General features: G+C 41.4%; 14 protein-coding genes, 2 tRNA genes and 1 pseudogene. 10 read left to right on the forward strand and 7 right to left on the reverse strand.

What is annotated here, in order from left to right; all coding sequences use genetic code 11:
• The first annotated feature begins 141 nt into the window (after window positions 1-141).
• The 7 genes from DBR11_RS23870 (at window position 142) to DBR11_RS23900 (ending at window position 13198) form a co-directional block, all read left to right on the forward strand.
• Window positions 142-738 carry an RNA polymerase sigma factor gene (locus DBR11_RS23870; protein ID WP_108555101.1) on the forward strand — a complete coding sequence of 199 codons (597 nt, stop codon included), beginning with the start codon at window positions 142-144 and terminating at the stop codon, window positions 736-738.
• A gap of 89 nt (window positions 739-827) precedes the next feature.
• The gene (locus DBR11_RS23875) at window positions 828-2045 is read left to right on the forward strand and encodes a FecR family protein (RefSeq protein WP_108555102.1); all 1218 of its coding nucleotides are present in this window, start codon (window positions 828-830) and stop codon (window positions 2043-2045) included.
• 307 nt (window positions 2046-2352) lie between these two features.
• Window positions 2353-5679, forward strand: a complete 3327-nt coding sequence (locus DBR11_RS23880; protein WP_199233936.1) for a TonB-dependent receptor — start codon at window positions 2353-2355, stop codon at window positions 5677-5679.
• Between the two features lie 19 nt (window positions 5680-5698).
• Window positions 5699-7513 carry a RagB/SusD family nutrient uptake outer membrane protein gene (locus DBR11_RS23885; RefSeq protein ID WP_108555112.1) on the forward strand — a complete coding sequence of 605 codons (1815 nt, stop codon included), beginning with the start codon at window positions 5699-5701 and terminating at the stop codon, window positions 7511-7513.
• Between the two features lie 68 nt (window positions 7514-7581).
• Window positions 7582-8715, forward strand: coding sequence for a glycoside hydrolase family 76 protein (locus DBR11_RS23890; RefSeq protein ID WP_108555104.1), 1134 nt, complete (start codon window positions 7582-7584; stop codon window positions 8713-8715).
• 7 nt (window positions 8716-8722) lie between these two features.
• The gene (locus tag DBR11_RS23895; protein ID WP_108555105.1) at window positions 8723-10897 is read left to right on the forward strand and encodes a hypothetical protein; all 2175 of its coding nucleotides are present in this window, start codon (window positions 8723-8725) and stop codon (window positions 10895-10897) included.
• 24 nt (window positions 10898-10921) lie between these two features.
• Window positions 10922-13198, forward strand: a complete 2277-nt coding sequence (locus DBR11_RS23900; RefSeq protein ID WP_108555106.1) for a GH92 family glycosyl hydrolase — start codon at window positions 10922-10924, stop codon at window positions 13196-13198.
• Here the strand turns inward: DBR11_RS23900 and DBR11_RS23905 are convergent.
• Window positions 13195-13545, reverse strand: coding sequence for a helix-turn-helix domain-containing protein (locus DBR11_RS23905; RefSeq protein WP_233260880.1), 351 nt, complete (start codon window positions 13543-13545; stop codon window positions 13195-13197). The two genes, DBR11_RS23900 and DBR11_RS23905, sit on opposite strands and share 4 nt — an antisense overlap.
• Window positions 13546-13636: 91 nt before the next feature.
• On the opposite strand from DBR11_RS23905, the gene DBR11_RS23910 reads away from it, so the two are divergent.
• Window positions 13637-14119 (forward strand): cupin domain-containing protein, encoded by a 483-nt coding sequence (locus DBR11_RS23910; protein ID WP_108555108.1) that lies wholly within the window; start codon window positions 13637-13639, stop codon window positions 14117-14119.
• Between the two features lie 9 nt (window positions 14120-14128).
• Here the strand turns inward: DBR11_RS23910 and DBR11_RS23915 are convergent, their stop codons facing one another.
• The 3 genes from DBR11_RS23915 to DBR11_RS23925 all read right to left on the reverse strand — a co-directional run bounded on the left by DBR11_RS23915 (window position 14129) and on the right by DBR11_RS23925 (window position 16358).
• A complete protein-coding gene (locus DBR11_RS23915) occupies window positions 14129-14332 on the reverse strand; it encodes a hypothetical protein (protein ID WP_108555109.1) in 204 nt (67 codons plus the stop codon).
• 66 nt (window positions 14333-14398) lie between these two features.
• Window positions 14399-14788, reverse strand: a complete 390-nt coding sequence (locus tag DBR11_RS23920; protein ID WP_108555113.1) for a DUF779 domain-containing protein — start codon at window positions 14786-14788, stop codon at window positions 14399-14401.
• 64 nt (window positions 14789-14852) lie between these two features.
• Window positions 14853-16358, reverse strand: a complete 1506-nt coding sequence (locus tag DBR11_RS23925; protein WP_108555110.1) for an aldehyde dehydrogenase family protein — start codon at window positions 16356-16358, stop codon at window positions 14853-14855.
• A gap of 181 nt (window positions 16359-16539) precedes the next feature.
• On the opposite strand from DBR11_RS23925, the gene DBR11_RS23930 reads away from it, so the two are divergent.
• Entirely contained in the window at window positions 16540-17463 is a 924-nt protein-coding gene (locus DBR11_RS23930) for a helix-turn-helix domain-containing protein (RefSeq protein ID WP_233260881.1), read from the forward strand.
• A 46-nt stretch (window positions 17464-17509) separates the two neighbouring features.
• Complete coding sequence (locus DBR11_RS23935; protein ID WP_108555111.1) at window positions 17510-18640, forward strand: MFS transporter; 1131 nt, start codon at window positions 17510-17512, stop codon at window positions 18638-18640.
• Between the two features lie 61 nt (window positions 18641-18701).
• Here DBR11_RS23935 and DBR11_RS23940 read toward each other — a convergent pair.
• The 3 genes and pseudogenes from DBR11_RS23940 to DBR11_RS30330 all read right to left on the reverse strand — a co-directional run.
• Window positions 18702-18776 (reverse strand) — tRNA-Val (locus tag DBR11_RS23940).
• A gap of 47 nt (window positions 18777-18823) precedes the next feature.
• Window positions 18824-18898 (reverse strand) — tRNA-Val (locus tag DBR11_RS23945).
• 111 nt (window positions 18899-19009) lie between these two features.
• Window positions 19010-19218: pseudogene (locus DBR11_RS30330) on the reverse strand (DNA repair protein RecO); the annotation flags it as partial.

The raw sequence follows: 19218 nt of genomic DNA on the forward strand, positions 1-19218 counted from the left end.
GGTTTATACCAAAAGACTTTTCTGTTTTACCTTAGTTTTGTGTGTATTTCTGTAGTTCTTGTATAGGGTGGGCTCTGAATTATTAAAATAAATACATAATATTGATGCGGTTAATACTAACTTTAATCTAACCGGGTCTAAATGTATAACGATAAATCTCCTTTTAATTCGTCGGAAAGAGAACTCCTTGGCAGGATTGCTGTTGGAGATCAGAAAGCTTTCACTGAATTGTTTGAGCATTATCAGGCGATGGTTTATGATTATTCTATGAAATTGACCCGCTCTAAAATCCAGGCCGAAGAGATTGTCCAGAACATTTTTATTAAAATCTGGGTAAACCGGAAAGGAATTCTGGATATCGAAAATTTTGGAGCTTATTTAAACCGGGCCACGCGGAACCACAGTTATTCTGCTTTAAGAAAAATTGCAGCGCAAGCGGTAAGAGAAATGGAATTGACAGAAGAAGGTATACCTGGAGGGGCAAATGCTGAACATCGGGTTTTATACAATGAATCTGCAAGAATATTAAAATCTGTTGTAGATAAACTGCCACCGCAGCGTAAACTGGTGTACGAATTATGCCACGAGCAGGGTTTAAAATATGAAGAGGTGGCTGAAAAATTAAATATTTCTTCCGGGACAGTTCACAAGCATATGAAACTAGCTTTGAAGACCATCAGGGAACATTTTACAGGGCTTGAATTGTGGCTGCTGGTCTTGTTTCTCTTCAAGAAATAGAAGAAATAAAAAATATTTTTATTTCCATTACCCTGCCTTGGGTTTTCATGCGTCAGTGAAGAAATGGATGCTGCGGCATCTGTGCATTTATGAAGACAGAAAAGAGCTTAAGACAACTATTTGATCAATATGTAAAAGGAACTTCCTCACCAGAAGAAAAGAATGCATTTTTTGTATTAGTGAACGATCCGGCACATCAGGATACTGTACAGGAATTGATGGAGGAGTATCTCTTGCAAGGAAATTTTGTGAATGGGTTGGAAGCGGATCGGAAACAAGATATACTTCAACATATTTTTTCGGCAGATGAGAACGTTGTTTTGGCAGATAAGAAAAGTTCACGCAGAATTGTATCTATGTGGACTTCCTGGATTTCTGTGGCTGCTGCTGTATGTATCGTGTTTACAGGTGTATATATCGTACGAAAGCATACCGAGAAAGTGACCTATACCCAATATAACGGAGAGCTTGCTCCTGGCGGAAATAAGGCAACACTGGTTCTCGCCGATGGAAGAAAAGTTTCTTTAACGGATGCGGCCAATGGAAAACTTGCAGAACAGGCTGGTGTAAGCATCAGGAAAACTGCAGATGGACAATTGGTCTATGAAACAGGAAGCCCGGCTGTAGAGGATCATAAGGTGCGTTACAATACGATTTCTACCCCAGCTGGGGGAGAATACCAGGTCGTCTTGCCCGATGGTACCCATGTATGGCTCAATGCTGCTTCTTCCTTAAAGTATCCTGTTTCTTTTGCCAGTTTAAGAGAACGTCGAGTGGAGTTAAAAGGAGAGGCATATTTCGAAGTTTCAAAGCTAAGGGTAGGTGAAGTTAGATTGCCTTTTACTGTGACCAGCGATAAGCAGGAGGTTGAAGTATTGGGTACTCATTTTAACATTAACAGTTATGAAGAAAGTGATGGTGTAGAAACCACTCTGTTGGAAGGAAGTGTTAAAGTAAGTCGTGCTGGGGTATTTGAAAAAACTATTGTCCCTGGCGAGCAGTCAAGAGTGAGTGACAATATCAAGGTCTTTAAAGTAGATACAGCAAATGCAGTAGCATGGAAAAATGGACTTTTTAAATTTGACAATGCCAGTATAAGTATCGTAATGAGCCAGTTGTCCAGATGGTATGATGTCGACGTAGAATATGTAGGTAATATTCCGGGGAATAAGTTTAACGGAGAGATTTACCGGAACATGAATGCATCAAAGGCATTTAAGATTTTGAGTTTGGCCAATATCAATTTTAGAGTGGAGGCGCCAAATAAAGGAACTGCCAGAAAGAAAATAATTATTACTGGAAATTAAAGCACAAATTATCCAGGTTTTAGGGTTGTAAAATCCGGACGAGCAAATATAAATTTAACCAAATAAACCAGACTGACATGAACAAACATCTACGAAGGCACACTTAGGCTGTGAAGGGACTTAAATAAGAAACCGGACAATGCTTGGACCCATTGACCGGCTAAAGATTTGAGCTAACCCTCCGATGATACATCGGAAAATTAATCTGTACTAATTTCTGTTTAACCCAAATCAACTCAAAAGTATGAAAATAAATGCTTTTAACCGAGGTATGTCTTTTAAGATATGCCATAAACTGCTATTGATAATGAAATTAACCACTTTCATCCTCATGATAGCCCTTGTTCAGGCCAGCGCTGCGGTGGTGGCACAGAAAGTCAACCTGAATCAACGGAATAAACCGCTCTCAACGGTGTTGCGCGATATTAAAAACCAAACCGGTTATGTTTTCTTAAGTAATGATTTTGACCCGGCAAAAGAGATCGTGTCTGTAAGTGTGATTAATGCCTCTCTGGAAGAGGCACTGACTGCTTGTTTTAAAAGACTGAACATTAATTATAACATTGTTGATAAAACGATTTTGTTAACCAAAACTGCAACTCTTTCGTTGAAGGCTGAGCAAATTGTAATTCGTGGTATCGTAAAAGATGAGAATGGTTTGCCTATTCCTGGCGCAGGTGTAAAAGTAAAAGGAACTCTGATTTCTGCAGCTACAGATATAAACGGGAGTTTCAGTATAAGTATTCCTTCCGAATCGTCAATACTTGTGATTACCTACGTGGGCTACGATGCTAAAGAAGTGAGTGTAAATGGACAGAAAACATTGTCGATTCAGCTGGTGCCAAATAGCAACGCTCTGGAAGAGGTCGCGGTTGTTGGTTTCGGAACGCAGAGAAAAGTATCCCTGATTGGCGCACAATCAACATTATCTCCTAAAGAGCTGAAGCAGCCCGTTGCAAGCATTACACAGTCTCTAGCCGGAAGAATTGCAGGCGTGGTGGGTGTACAGAGAAGTGGTGAGCCCGGGAGAAGTACCGCAGACATCTGGATTAGGGGTATTGCAACATTTGGGGGGAATACCAGTAATCCTTTGATTTTAGTAGACGGTGTAGAACGTTCTATTGACAATATTGACCCTGAAGATATCGAATCTTTTACCGTTTTGAAGGATGCTTCGGGTACAGCAGTTTACGGTGTAAGAGGTGCTAACGGAGTGGTTCTGGTAAAGACCAAAACTGGTAAAGTGGGGAAAAACACCATTTTGTTTGATTATAATGAAGGGATCAGTACATTCACTAAGAGACCGGAAATGGCTGATGGTCTTACCTATATGAATATGGCGAACGAGGCAAGTGTTGGCAGGGGGGGAATTGTTCAATATACGCAGGATTATATTAATAAGACCGCATCTGGAATAGATCCCCTGCTCTATCCAAATGTAAATTGGATGGACCAGATTTTGAATAAATACAGCCATAACAGAAGGGCCAATTTAAATGCAAGTGGTGGTGTAGACAGGGCTCAGTATTATGTGTCGCTTGCTTATTATAACGAATCTGGATTTCTTAAAACCAACGATTTGCAGCAATATAATTCCGCTTTGGATTACAACAGGTATAATTTTACCAGCAATCTGAACCTTCAATTGACCAAAACAACTAAACTGGACCTGGGCTTACAGGGCTATGCCTCAACCGGAAATTATCCGGGTGAGAATACCCAGGATATTTTTGGAACAGCTATGGACATTTCTCCGGTAGTTTATCCGGTGATGTATCCAGGCAATTTTATTCCTGGGATAGCTTCTAACGGAGGACAAAGAAATCCATATGCTGACTTAACCAGAAGGGGGTATAGAACAGAATTCAAAAATCAATTGTATTCTAACCTGAGGCTTACACAGGACCTGAGTATGATCACTCCAGGATTAATGGCTACAGGAATGTTCTCTTTTGATTCTTATAATGAAAATTTTATAAAACGATCAAAGAGAGAAAGTACCTATTTTATAGAGAATGTGCCTGGAACAAATTCACCTTATAAACCAGATGGTACACTAAATTTAAAAGAAACTTATACCAGCGGTGGTAACTATTTGAGCTTTGACCCCTCTCGTAATGGAAACAGAAAGACATACTCTGAGGCTGCAGTGAATTACGACCGGGCGTTTGGTAAACATCGAGTAGGAGGCTTGCTTTTAGGTTATGCAAGTGACGGAACCGAACCATTTGCTGGAGATTTTACGGCTTCTATACCAAAACGCATGCTTGGACTAGCGGCAAGAGCGACCTATTCTTATGATGATCGTTATTTTGCTGAATTTAATTTCGGGTACAATGGTTCGGAACTGTTTGCTCCTAATAAACGTTATGGATCATTTCCTGCTTTTGGTATCGGATGGATTCCATCCAATGAAAAATTCTGGGAGCCACTGAAAAGTGCAATTTCTTTCCTTAAATTCCGGTATTCGGATGGTGTAACTGGGATTGGTCAGATTAATGGGAGAAGGTTTGCTTATTTGACATTGGTCTCCGAAAATGATAACGGTTATCAGTTCGGAAAGAGTTTTAATTCTGTAAAAGGTATTAATGTAACTGATTATGCGGTAGACATTACCTGGGCGGAATCTAAGAAACAGGATTTAGGAATGGAGATCAGAACCTTGAACGACAACCTGTATCTTATCGTAGATTTATTTAAAGAAAAACGGACTGGGATATTTCTTCAAAGGGAATCTATTCCTGGTTTCATAGGTTTAACCAATTCTCCTTATGGAAATCTTGGTGTAGTGGACAACCGCGGGATTGATGCCACCCTCGAATATAATGTGAAAATCGGACAAGTTGATCTTGGTCTGAGGGGAAATGTCACTTATAACAGAGATAAATTATTAAATGACGATCGTCCTCCACAGCCTTATCCCTGGATGAGTCACATTGGAGATAATGTGATGGCTCGTTATGGTTATGTGGCCGAAAAATTATTCGATTCTCAGGCAGAAATTGATGCAAGCGCTGTACCGGGTTCGAAAGGCAGTATAAAACCTGGAGACATCAAGTATAAAGATCTCAACGGAGATGGAGTGATCAATGATTATGACAAGACCAAGATTGGGCGTGGTGATGTCCCTAATTTGATCCTTGGTTTTGGTTTTACAGCTTCTTATAAAGGATTTGCTTTAAGCACACTTTTTCAGTCATTGCAAAATGCGGATGTGATGCTGGGTGGAAATGGGATTATTCCGTTTAACGGCGGAGACAGTAATGTGTTTAGTAACATCACCGACAGATGGACACCGGAGAATCCAAGTCAGAATGTATTTTACCCTAGATTGAGTTACGGAGAAGCACAGAATACCAATAATGCTCTTGAGAGTTCATGGTGGGTAAAAGACGTAAGTTTTTTAAGATTAAAGAGTGCGCAGCTAAGTTATAATTTACCCAAAAGTGTCGCTACAAAATTAAAGGTTGGTAATGTTGCTGTGTATTTGATTGGTACAAATCTGTTAACATTCAGCAAGTTCAAACTTTGGGATCCGGAGCTGAATACCAATCCGGTAAATAAAAGCAGAGCCAATGGAACAAAATACCCGATGACGGCGAATGTCTCTCTGGGCTTAAATGTTAAATTCTAACCTTTTTGAAGAAATAATTATGAAAAAGTATATCTATATATCCTTAGTTGCCTGTTTAACTTTTGCAACATCCTGTAAAAAAGGTTTTTTGGATCAGGTACCGAATGACAGGCTGACATTGGAGGAAACCTTTTCTAACCGCGCAACAGCCGAGAAATTTTTAGCGAATGTTTATAACAATATCCCCGATGAGTTTGGTCAGCGTAATCCTGGAGGAGGTCGGAATTCCGGTCTATGGACGGGGGGCTCTGACGAAGCAGATTATGTGTGGGGCTTTGTTCAGTCGAATGCGATGAACATAGGAAGTTGGGATGCCAATACAGGTTTTGTTGGTGATTTCTGGAATAATTATTATAGAGGAATCCGTTCAGCTGGATTCTTTATGGCAAATATTGATAAGGTAGAAAAAGACATTACCCCACAATTAAGGGTGCAATATAAAGCAGAGGCAAGGGCACTTAGGGCGATGTTTTATTTCTATATTATGCGACTTTATGGTCCGGTCATCCTTTTGGGGGAAGACGTGATCGCGCCGGATGCACCAGCAGAACAAGTTCAGTTGCCAAGAAGTTCGTTTGATGAATGCGTTAACTATGTGACTTCTGAACTTGACAAAGCTGCAGCAGATTTACCGGTTGTTCCAAGTAATGATGATAATTATGGAAGAATCACCAAGGGAATCGCTTTGGCTTTTAAAGCACAAACTTTACTGCTTGGAGCAAGTCCGCTGTACAATGGCAATGGCGAACTTGCTGCGCTAAAGAATTCAGATGGGAAGCAGCTTGTTGCACAGAATACGGATGTTAGTAAATGGAAAAGGGCAGCAGATGCCTATAGAGCTTTTATGGATCAGTTTGTTCCAGGTACTTATAGTCTGTTTAAAAAGAATGATGCCTCGGGTAATTTTGATCCTTATCTATCTTGCAGGGATATATTTCTGACCGATTGGAACAGTGAGGTCATATTTGCCCGTCCTCAAAGTTCTATCGGGCCCAGACAATATGAGCTGACGCCTTATCACAGCGGGCAGAATTCTGATTCCAGGGGATCGGGCGGTTTGGGAGCAACGCAGAATCAGGTGGATGCATTTTTTATGTCAAATGGCAAGAGTATTGATGATCAGGGTTCTGGATATGTTAAAACTGGATACTCCAATTTTAAGGCCCCAGGTTCTCCGGTTACTGCCAATATATACAATCAGTGGGTAAATCGTGAGCCGCGTTTCTATGTGAATATCACCTATAACGGAAGTACATGGTTAAATACAAATAATGGCAATATCACAACCGAACTTTATAATCACGGCAATTCGGGAAATGCAACGGGTGGCGGTGACCATTCTACGACAGGTTATATTGTCCGTAAAGCTATGGGCCTTGGTAAATGGGACATTAGTAACCGTACGGATATATTGTACCGTTTAGCCAATATTTATCTGGATTATGCAGAAGCTTTGAATGAAGCCGAACCGGGAAATGCTGATGTCTTAAAGTATCTGAATCTGATTAGGGAAAGAGCAGGAATACCACAGTATGGCTCATCGGGATTGGCTGCACCTGCAGGTCAGGCTGAAATGAGACTCGCCATCAGGAAAGAACGCCGTGTGGAACTTGCTTTTGAGAACGCACGTTATTTTGATACCAGAAGATGGAAAATTGCAGAACAAACAGATAATGGACCTATATATGGTCTAAATATTACAGCTGATCTTCCCGATTTTTTAAATGTAGTTCCTTTTGAAAATAGGGTATTCCAGAAAAAACATTACTTATGGCCAATTCCATCTAAAGATGTGAATGTCGATAAATTGCTGGTCCAGAATCCGGGCTGGTAATTCGATATTGTTTAATTGTCAGGCAGTGCATTTTGCACTGCCTGATGTATGTTTAGAACCTATAAATTATGAAAAATATCAAACTAAAAGCCTGTCTGCTGCTGTTGATAGTGGGACTTTCTGCCTGTAGTAAAGGTCAAAATGAGATAGGAAGGCCTTCTCCCTCTTTGACAGCTGAAGCTACTTTTTCTGTTTTGGATGCCAATAGGGCATTTGATGATTTTACCCGTGTTTTTTATAATGCTGACCAGAAGCTGTTCTACAATAATAGCGATCGTAAAGATGTTGCTGTTGGCTGGCCACAGGCAGTGTTTTGGGACATTACGATGGATGCTTATAAAAGAACTAACAATCCTGTGTATTTGAAACAGATCAATGACATGTACCAGGGCGCGGCAAATGCCTATTCCAATTTTGATTGGAAATTGGTTAAGGAGGTGAACGATTTTATCTATGATGATATGATGTGGTGGATTATTTCTCTTTCGCGGAGTTATGAAATCACTAAAGAACAGAAGTATCTGGACGCTGCAGTTGCTGGCTTTAAATATGTTTGGGAGAATTCTCACGATCCGGTTGATGGAGGGATGCGTTGGAGTTGGAAAGTGGAAGGGAAGAATGCCTGTATTAACTATCCAACTGTGATTGCCGGGGTAACGCTGTATAACATCACTAAAAACACCGGCTATCTTGACAAAGCAAAAAACATCTACAAGTGGTCTCATGACAATTTGTTTGATGCTTCAACTGGAAGAGTTGCGGATCATAAGGTAGGTCAGAATCCGGCAGGATATGAAGATTATACCTATAACCAGGGAACTTGTATTGGTGCTGCAACATTATTATATAAAGCTACGGGAGAAGATGCTTATCTTGCTGATGCAAAGCTGGCTGCCGATTATACCAAAAATAAAATGTGCGATGGCAAAGGGATCTTGCCTGCAGAAGGGGATTGGAATGAGCAGGGGGTCTTAAAAGCGATCTTTGCCCAATATATACAACTGTTGATTAAGGATGCCGGACAAAACCAATATAAAGAATGGATTTACAGCAATATCAATCTGGCCTGGAGCAATCGTGACCAAGGAAGAGGAATTATGTTCAGGGATTATAAAGTGGCTTGCCCCACTAGCCTTGTACAATCTTATGAAGCCAGCAGCGGAGTGGCTTTTATGCAATTGTTTGATCCAATAGTTAAGTAATCCGGCGATGAAATATATATTATTTTCCCTTATCTGTTTTGCGGCACTAACCATGATGAATAGGGAGGATGCTAAGGCACAGATTTTATCTAAAGAAAAGACGACATTCCAAATTGCTGCCCCCTGGAAAGCAATTTATGATGTCCGTTCTGATGTGGCTATTGTATATGGCATTAATGATGCCGGTGGGAACTTTGAAGAAAGAGTAAAGGGGTACCGGGATAAAGGGTATGAGGTGCAATTTATGACAGGTATTGCCTGGGGTCAGTACCAGGATTATTTTACAGGAGAACTAGATGGGAAAAGTCATATGGATGAGGGACAGATGATGAGAAACGGGGAAACCATTTGGCATGGGAAAGATGTGCCTTATATCGTCCCGACAACATCTTATCTGAATTATATGAAGTCTCATGTCAGGAGGGCTATTGATGCAGGTGTAACAGCTGTTTATCTTGAAGAACCGGAGTTTTGGGCGAGAGCTGGTTATAGTGATGTGTTTAAAAAGGAATGGGTAAAGTTCTATGGTTTTCCCTGGAAAGCACCGCATGAATCACCCGAAGCGACCTATTTGTCTTCAAAATTGAAATATCAATTGTATTTTAATGCACTGAAAGAGGTTTTTAGTTATGTGAAGTCTTATAGTGAAAGCAAAGGGAGAAGAGTTAAATGTTATGTGCCAACGCATTCATTACTGAATTATTCTGCTTGGGAAATTGTTAGTCCGGAAGCGAGCCTGGCCAATCTGGAAGGGATGGATGGCTATATTGCACAGGTCTGGACTGGTACTTCAAGGGAGCCTTTATACTTTAACGGAACTAAAAAAGAAAGGGTATTTGAAAATGCCTTCCTGGAATATGGTTCCATGGTTTCGATGACTGCACCTACGGGAAGAAAAATCTTTTTTCTGACAGATCCAATAGAGGACAGGCAGCGCTCCTGGGAAGATTATAAGGTCAATTATCAGGCTACTTTTACAGCACAGCTTTTGTATCCCATGGTGAATAATTATGAGGTGATGCCATGGCCAAGCCGTATTTATGAAGGTAAGTTTAAGGTGGAGGGTAGCGCAGAGAAGCAACCTATTTCCCCGGATTATGCTACGCAAATGCAGGTGATGGTGAATTCTCTTAATGCGATGCCATTATCGGGAAACAAATTAAACGGAAGTCATGGCATAGGGATTTTGCTGTCCAACTCGATGATGTTCCAGCGCTTTCCTGTACATGAGGGCTATGATGATCCTCAACTCTCTAATTTTTATGGAATGGCTTTGCCTCTATTGGAACGTGGAATCCCTGTTGAAACGGTACATATGGAAAATCTGGCTAATCCAAATAGCTTAAAAGAGATTAAGGTTTTGGTGATGAGCTACGCGAATATGAAGCCGCTGTCTGAGCATTATCATGAAGAGTTGGCTGCATGGGTAAAGCAGGGTGGGGTACTGATATATTATGGCCGGGATAATGATCCTTTTCAGCGTGTAAATGAATGGTGGAATAGCGGTAATTATCGCTTTAAAGCGCCTTCTGCGCATCTGTTCACCTTGATGGGGATAGAAGGAGATCCTGCTCAAAGAACATTTGTATACGGGAGAGGAAAGGTTCTTGTGGTTAGACAAGATCCTAAAGAACTGGTAATGATGGGCAATGCGGATCATGTTTACCTGGAGAAGGTAAGAGAGGCTTATGAGCAATTTGCACAGGCAGGGAAGCTAATTACTAAAAACAATTTCGTATTGAATCGGGGGCCTTATATTGTAGCAGCGGTACTAACGGAAGCTGAAAATCAAGAGCCTCTATCCATAAAAGGCCCGGTTATAGATTTGTTTGATCCCTCCCTTCCGGTGTTGGAAAGTAAAAGCATACGACCAGGCACTCAGGCATATTTATACGATCTGAATGCGGTACGTAATAGGTCTGTACCTCAGGTACTGGCTGCTGCGGCGAGAGTTTATAAGGAATCAATAGGAAAAAAACACTACTCATTCATTGTTAAGAGCCCTTCGGAGACACAGAATGTAATGCGCATCTTATTGCCTTCAAAACCAACGAGGCTAATTGTAGATGGACCGTCTGGTCATTTGAAGATCTTCAAAAATTTATGGGATGCAAAGACAAAAACGCTGTTGTTGCAATTTGAAAATTATAGCGAAGGAGTAACAGTAGACGTCCACTGGTAATTGAACACTAAACACAACACATATATGAAACCTAAATTCTTATTTTTTCTTTTTCTGGGTCTATGGGGCCTGGGGGCTTCTGCGCAGCAGACAGATCTGGTCAGCTATGTTAATACCCTTCAGGGAACTAATTCCAGCCATGAATTGACCCGTGGCAACACTTATCCGACAACAGCATTGCCATTTGGTATGCATACCTGGACACCGCAAACCGGCAGAAACGGTGATGGTTGGAAGTATCAGTACCAGAAAGACCATATCCGCGGATTCCAGCAGGCGCATCAATGCAGTTCCTGGACCAGGGACTATGCGGTGTTTTCTTTTATGCCTTTAATTGATGAACTTGTTGTGGATGAAAATGCAAGGGAAGCAAAGTTTAGCCATGCAAATGAGATCGCAAAGCCAGATTATTACAAAGTACAGTTTGATAATCAGATTGCAACCGAGATCTCACCTACTGAACGTGGCGCGCATTTGAGATTTACCTACCCCAAAGGTAAAAAGAGCTATCTGGTGCTGGATGGTTATACACATCTGAGTGGGGTCAGCATTTTTCCTAAGGAAAGAATGATTACGGGTTATGTGAATAATGGGGAGGGCTTTAAAGAAGGATTTAAGAATTTCTTTGTGATCAAGTTTGATCAGCCCCTTAAAGCCTGGGGTACCTGGGAAAATAAAAAGAACAGCATCCAGACCAATGCCCTGACAGCAGAGGGTGAGGGTAAAGGGGCATATGTAGAATTTTTACCGGGTTCAAAGGTTCAGGTAAAGGTGGCTTCATCCTATATTAGTGCAGAACAAGCACAACTTAATCTAGATACAGAACTTGGAAAAGATAAAACGCTGGAGCAAACCCGGCAGAATGCAACAAAGATTTGGAACCAATCTTTAGGGAAAATCACGGTAGAAGGAGGATCTGAAGAGGATAAGGCAACTTTTTATTCTTGTTTCTTTAGAGCCAGTTTATTCTCCAGGAAATATTATGAGGTAGACAAAAATGGTCAGCCTTATTATTTCAGCCCTTATGATGGAAAGGTACATCCTGGTTATATGTTTACCGATACAGGATTCTGGGATACCTTCCGCGCCCAATTCCCTTTGAACACGCTAATTCATCCAACGATGCACGGGCGATATATGAAGGCATTACTGGAGGCTTACGAACAATGTGGGTGGTTGCCTTCCTGGTCATTTCCAAGTGAAGCCGGAAGTATGATTGGTAATCACGCCATCTCTTTGCTGGCAGATGCCTGGGTTAAAGGAATCCATACTTTTGATCCGGAACTGGCTTTAAAGGCATATTTGCACGAGGCGACTCATAAAGGACCCTGGGGCCCGGCAAATGGAAGAGATGGCTGGAAAGAGTATTATCAACTGGGTTATGTACCTTATCCGCAATATAGAGAAGCAACGGCAAAGACACTCGAGTATGCATACGATGATTTTTGCGGATATACGCTAGCCAGGATGACGGGTAAAGACTTCTATGCTGATGTGTTTTCCCGCCAGATGTATAATTATAAAAATGTGTATGATGCTTCAACAAGGTTTATGAGGGGCAAAGACAATACTGGAAAATGGAAGTCGAATTTTGATCCGGTAGAATGGGGAGGTCCTTATACAGAGGGGAATGCCTGGCACTGGCAATGGTCGGTTTTTCATGATATACAAGGATTGGTCAATTTAATGGGGGGGAAACAGAATTTTGTAGCAAAACTGGATTCTGTGTTCTCTGAACCCAACCGGGTAAATGTTGGTAGTTATGGAGGTATGATCCATGAGATGACCGAAATGGTGATGGCTAATATGGGGCAGTATGCGCATGGTAACCAACCTATACAGCATATGCCATACCTGTATAATTATGCTGGCCAGCCCTGGAAAACGCAGTACCATGCCAGGGATATTATGTATAAGCTTTATAATTCGACGGAAAATGGTTATCCTGGTGATGAGGATCAGGGACAGACTTCTTCCTGGTATGTGCTCAGCGCTCTGGGTTTCTATAGCGTAACTCCAGGTACAGATGAATATGTATTGGGTAGTCCAATGTTTAAGAAGATCACTATTAAGCTGGAGAATGGAAAAACATTTGTTATCGATGCTTCTGCTAACAGCAGAGAAAATGTCTACATTAAATCTGCTGCTTTAAATGGTAAGAATTATACCCGAAACTTCATTAAGCATGGGGATCTGCTGCAGGGTGGTGTGTTGAAATTAGAAATGAGTAGCCAACCGGAGAAAACACGTGGCCTGAATAACGAAGACCTACCGTTTTCGTTGACCCAAAAGAATGATTAATTGTAATTCTTTATAATTTTTTCCCGGTGCTCCAGTCCCCAGTTTACGAGCATACTGGTTACCGGGACGACACTTTTACCATAATTGGTAATAGAATAAGCAACGGTGAGGGGTTTTGTATCCCTCACCGTTCTGTTAATCAGAAGATTTATTTCCAGGTCTTTAAGTTCTTTTGATAACATCTTTGCAGAGATTCCTGGAATACCTTGTTTTATCTTTTTGAAATTGTTTTCTTCGGTGGGACGGTTACTGAGGTAACGCATGATTTGTAGTTTCCATTTTCCACCCAGTATTTCCAGGCTGTCGCGCAGAGCAGTCAGTTCTTCCTTACAGCTTATTTTATCCATCTTCATCCATGATCTTTAATAGGTAGGTTACCTCGGGTTAACCAATAGCAAATATAGGCGCTTAGTCCTTTAAATTTGCCTTAAAAATAATATGGAACTGATTTCTAAAATACCCCGGCGCATTGTTACGGGAAATAAAGATGGCAAATCGATTATTGTCGAAGACGCAAAAGTGAGTAATGTTTCGGAGCATTTTCCCGGACTGATCATTTCAGATGTATGGGCTACCGATGTCATGCCTGTTCCGCTTGCGAAGCAAACACATGTAGAAAACACAGCATTTCCTCAAACGCCAGCAAATGGATCTTATTTCCGTTATGTGAGTATCCCTCCGGATGAAGATCTGGGGATAGAAAAGATAAAAGAAGGCGATCCCCATCCTTTAATGCATCAAACAGCTACGCTGGATTATATCATCATCCTTTCCGGAGAGATCCATCTGGTCCTTGACGAGGAAGAAACCTTGTTAAAAGCCGGAGATATCGTTATACAGCGCGGAACCAATCATGCCTGGAGCAATCGCACTGACAAGAACTGTATCCAGCTTGCTGTATTACTTGATGCGAAGCTCTAAACAGGGCGGCTAAACGGAATGATGTCTTAATTCTTCCAGGTGAGCGAGGCCGGCTGCTGTAAGACTGGCAGAGTGTTGTACGGCTCCTTTGTGAATTTCGATATAGCCAAGCTGTTCGAGTTCATCGTATTTTTCGTGCATGCCACCTAAGATGGATGAGCTTACTTGCTGGTCAATGATTTCTAATAGGTCTTTGATTTCTTGCTTTTCCATAGCTTTGAATTGTTTAGTTAATTCAAAAACAGCCGGATGGGAATTTTGTTTTGATGGTGTTGGGAATTACAGAATCAGGTCCTCATCTGCTGTGTGTACGGGTTCCAGGTCTTTGAGTTCTTCTTCTGTAAATAGTCGGGAGTGGATGAGAAATCCTTTATCAAGGGTAGATTCAAGTGAAAAACTGGCTGCTCTGCCTTCCATCACACCGAGGGTAAGTTGTGTGTGTTTCCAGTATTCAAACTGATCTCCGGCCATATAAAATTTACAATCCTCAATTTCTCCAAGGCATACATCATTAGACCCAACTAGAAAACCACCTTTTTCAAAACAGTGGGGGTAAGATCCTTCACAACAACCACCACTTTGATGGAACATCAAGTCACCATATTCTTTCTGAAGGATATGGATTATGGCTGCAGCGGCCTCTGTGACTAAAACTCTTTTGGTACTCATGACAATCTGATTATCGGTTAAAAAAGGTACCTCATCATATTGAGGCACCTTTTGAATCATAAACCTAGAAAAAACCTAATTTCTTTTTATCATAAGAGATCAGCATGTTTTTTACATGTCTGTAATGGTCTAGCATCATCTTATGGTTTTCACGGCCAAAGCCAGACTTTTTATATCCTCCAAATGGTGCGTGTGCAGGATAAGCATGATATTGGTTTACCCAAACACGGCCCGCCTCTATAGCGCGGGGTACCTGATAAATCTCGTGGGCATCTCTTGTCCAGACGCCGGCGCCAAGGCCATACAAGGTGTCATTTGCGATTTCTATCGCCTCCTCTACAGTCTTAAATGTAGTTACGCAAACCACTGGTCCAAAAATCTCTTCCTGAAAAATCCGCATTTTGTTGTGGCCTTTAAATATGGTTGGTTCGATGTAATAGCCGGTTTCCAGTTCTCCGGGTAGGTGATTAATTTCTCCACCGGTCAAGATTTCTGCACCTTCTTCTTTACCTATTTTTAGATAGGATAATATTTTTTGGTACTGCTCATTGGATGTCTGGGCCCCCATCATACTGGACTTGTCGAGTGGATGGACAGTTTTAATTGCTTTTGTCCGTTCAATGACTCTCGTTATGAATTTGTCATAGATGCTTTCCTGGATCAACAGCCTGGATGGGCAAGTACAAATTTCGCCCTGATTTAAAGCAAACATCACTGCACCTTCTACGGCTTTGTCAAAAAAATCATCATCCTGATCTGCTATGGATTCAAAAAAGATATTTGGAGATTTTCCACCCAGTTCCATGGTAGAAGGAATAATGTTTTCTGCTGCGTATTGCATAATGAGGCGTCCGGAGGTGGTACTTCCTGTAAAGGCAACTTTGGAGATCCGGGTTGACGTGGCTAAAGGTTTGCCAACTTCAATTCCATAGCCATTAACTATGTTCAGGACGCCCGGAGGCAAAATATCCCCGATAAGTTCCATGAGGATCATGATGGAGACAGGTGTTTGTTCTGCTGGTTTTACGACAGTACAGCAGCCAGCAGCCAGTGCGGGTGCGATTTTCCATGTGGCCATTAATAAAGGGAAATTCCATGGGATAATTTGAGCAACAACGCCTATAGGTTCGTTAAGTGCAATACTTACGGTATTTTCGTCATGCTCGGAGATGGTTCCTTCTTCAGCCCGGATAACACCTGCGAAATATCGAAAGTGATCAACCACTAGTGGAAGGTCAGCGGCAAGGGTTTCACGGATAGCCTTGCCATTATCAATTGTTTCTACAGCAGCCAGGTATTCCAGGTTGTCTTCAATTTTCTGTGCAACCTGGAGTAATATATTACTTCTGTAGGCAGGAGCACTTTTTCCCCAGGTCTTAAAAGCTGCATGTGCCGCATCCAGAGCCAGTTCTACATCTTCTTTGCTGGATCTGGCGGCTTTGGTAAAGACTTTGCCGTCTATAGGAGATATGTTATCGAAATAAACTCCTTTTACCGGCGCAATAAATTTTCCGCCAATATAGTTGTCGTATTGTGATTTAAAGGTGGGTCTTTTTACAAGCTGTTCCATGATGTATTAAATTTGGTTGATACAAACCTAGTCGGTAAATCGCTGGAAGGATAGGAGAATAGTTGCAACTGGTAGCATTATTGTTGCAGGCTTTGTAACACTATTGAAATAAAGTTATATTTGAGTATATCGTATATTTCCAATCTGGGATGAAGGTAGCTGACCAAAAATAAGGGTAGGTATGATGCAACACAAATTAGATCTGGTTAACTTAAGCAGGGAGGCCAGACTTCAAACGCTCGTGGAAAACAGAACATCCTATACATTGGAGCGTTGCGAACTGAATGTGTTCGAAACCTATGTGCAATCTTATAAGGTTCCATTAACCTTTAGTGATTTTGTGATCACCAGTATGCTGCGGGGTAAAAAAATTATGCATCTTTTTGATAAGGAGGGATTCGACTATTTGCCTGGCGAAACGGTCATTGTACCTGCAGACCAAACGATGAAGATCGATTTTCCGGAAGCATCTGATCATACACCTGCACAATGTATTGCGCTTGCAATTGATCAGGAACAAATTAAAAGAACGATCCGCTATCTGAACGAATATTTTCCCAGATCTGGTCCGGGGGAGCTCTGGACTCTAAGCTACGATGAATATCATTTCTATAATAATGAGGATATTGCCTTTCTGATTAATAAAATCATCAGGATTTGTTCAGAAGGATCAAGGGAAAAAGACGTACTGGCAGATCTTACCCTAAAAGAACTATTGGTAAGGATTATTCAGACTCAGAATTTAAAGGCCGCAGATGGGGATAGGGCAGGCTGTAACCATAGTCCTCTGGGATATGTGATTGGCTATATCAAAGCGAATCTTAATGAGAAGATCAGCATTAACAATCTCAGTAACAAGGCTTGTATGAGTAAGGCTTCTTTTTATCGCTTATTTAAACGCGAATTGGGTATTAGTCCCAACGATTATATTCTAACAGAAAAGATCAAGAAAGCTAAACAGCTCCTGGCCAGACCAGGAGCGAAGATTGCAGCAATTAGTTACGAGCTGGGCTTTAGTGATGCCAATTATTTTATACGGACCTTTAAGAAACTGGTTGGTGTAACGCCGGGCAGCTATCAGCTCTCGGTATATCGAAATGATTAACTCATAAAAGGCCATTCGTTTTGTAAATAATCCTCATTTTTGCACAATGAATTATGCACCGAAAGTAACCAGAGGAGCTGTAGCTGCCATGTTTTTTATGGCTGGATTGTGTTTTTCCAGCTGGGCGTCTCGAATTGCAACTATACAGCAAAAATTATCATTATCTGATGCGGGTCTTGGGGCGGTGCTTTTTGCGTTACCGGTAGGATTGATGCTTTCCTTGCCTTTGTCTGGCTGGTTGGTCACTAAAATAGGAAGCCGAAGGCTTTTGGCTGCTGCATTGGTAATGTATGGTCTTATGCTCATTACTCTTGGTGTGGTGTCAGAAGTTTATCAGCTGCTAATTTGTTTAGTGGGCTTTGGACTGGCGAGCAATGCGGTTAATATTTCGGTGAATACACAAGCTGTGGCCACGGAGGGTTTGTATCGTAAACCAATTATGGCTTCTTTTCACGGAGTCTGGAGTTTAGCTGGTTTTGTTGGGGCAGGGATTGGGACATTTATGATTGGAAAAGGAATTTTACCTGCACCACATTTTGTTTGTATTGCTGTGGTTACGGTGATTTCTGTAGTTGTATGCTGGCGGTACTTACACAATGATCGTAAACCAGTGCATACGGGTTCGGCATTTGCAATTCCGGATAAGTCTCTGATTACCTTGGGACTGATTGCTTTTTGTTCTATGGTCTGTGAAGGGGCAATGTTTGACTGGAGTGTGATTTACTTTAAGAAAATTGTATTGGCTGAAAAAGGATGGATGGTAGCTGGATATACTGCTTTTATGTGTACAATGGCTTTGGGTCGCTTTGTTGCGGATAAATTTTCTGCACGCTTTGGATTAAAAACTACGCTACAGGTAAGTGGAGCATTAAGTACAATTGGTTTACTTATAGCCGTTGTTTTTCCGGCTCTTCCGACGGCAATAATTGGTTTTATGCTGGTAGGGGCGGGAGTTTCTTCTGTGGTGCCTATGGTTTACAGTGCTGCAGGAAAATCTACTACAATGTCTCCGGGTGCCTCTATTGCTGCAGTTTCTACCATTGGTTTTATTGGTTTCTTAATTGGGCCTCCGGTTATTGGCTTTTTGTCTGGTGCGTTTACTTTACGCATTGCATTTGTATTTATTGCCTTTATGGGATCTTGTGTGGTTATTTTATCGACCAGGTCAAAGGTGTAAATGTACCGGAAATCTGTATATGAAAAAAGGACAACATCATTGATGTTGTCCTTTTTTAGAGTGGGAGATACTGGGTTCGAACCAGTGACCCCCTGCTTGTAAGGCAGGTGCTCTGAACCAGCTGAGCTAATCTCCCTTCGGTTCTTCTCTTTTTGTTTTGAAACAGCTGAGCTGCTGTTTTTGTGGGAGATACTGGGTTCGAACCAGTGACCCCCTGCTTGTAAGGCAGGTGCTCTGAACCAGCTGAGCTAATCTCCCCTTGGTTCTCCTCTTTCTGCAATTGTGCCAGCTGAGTAAGCTGTGTCCCTCGTGATCGGGAGTGCAAATATACACCTCTAAATTAAAACTCCAAAAAACTTTTCTAAAATTTTAAGATAAGACATCTTCAAGGATTTGATGGGATCGGATTTCTCCAAAGGAAGCGGTATGTAAAGTATAGAAAATCAGAATTTTATCTACAATGATCCTTCTTGTGGAATTGTTTAATTTTATTTCATTAATTTTTTCAAATGGTGTAGAAAATAGAGAAATAAATAGATCAGCCTCTGTTTTGTTCATGAAATGCGGGTGGACAGGGG

Origin of the sequence: Pedobacter sp. HMWF019 (assembly GCF_003061025.1) — a bacterium.
In the GTDB taxonomy this organism is placed as follows: domain Bacteria; phylum Bacteroidota; class Bacteroidia; order Sphingobacteriales; family Sphingobacteriaceae; genus Pedobacter.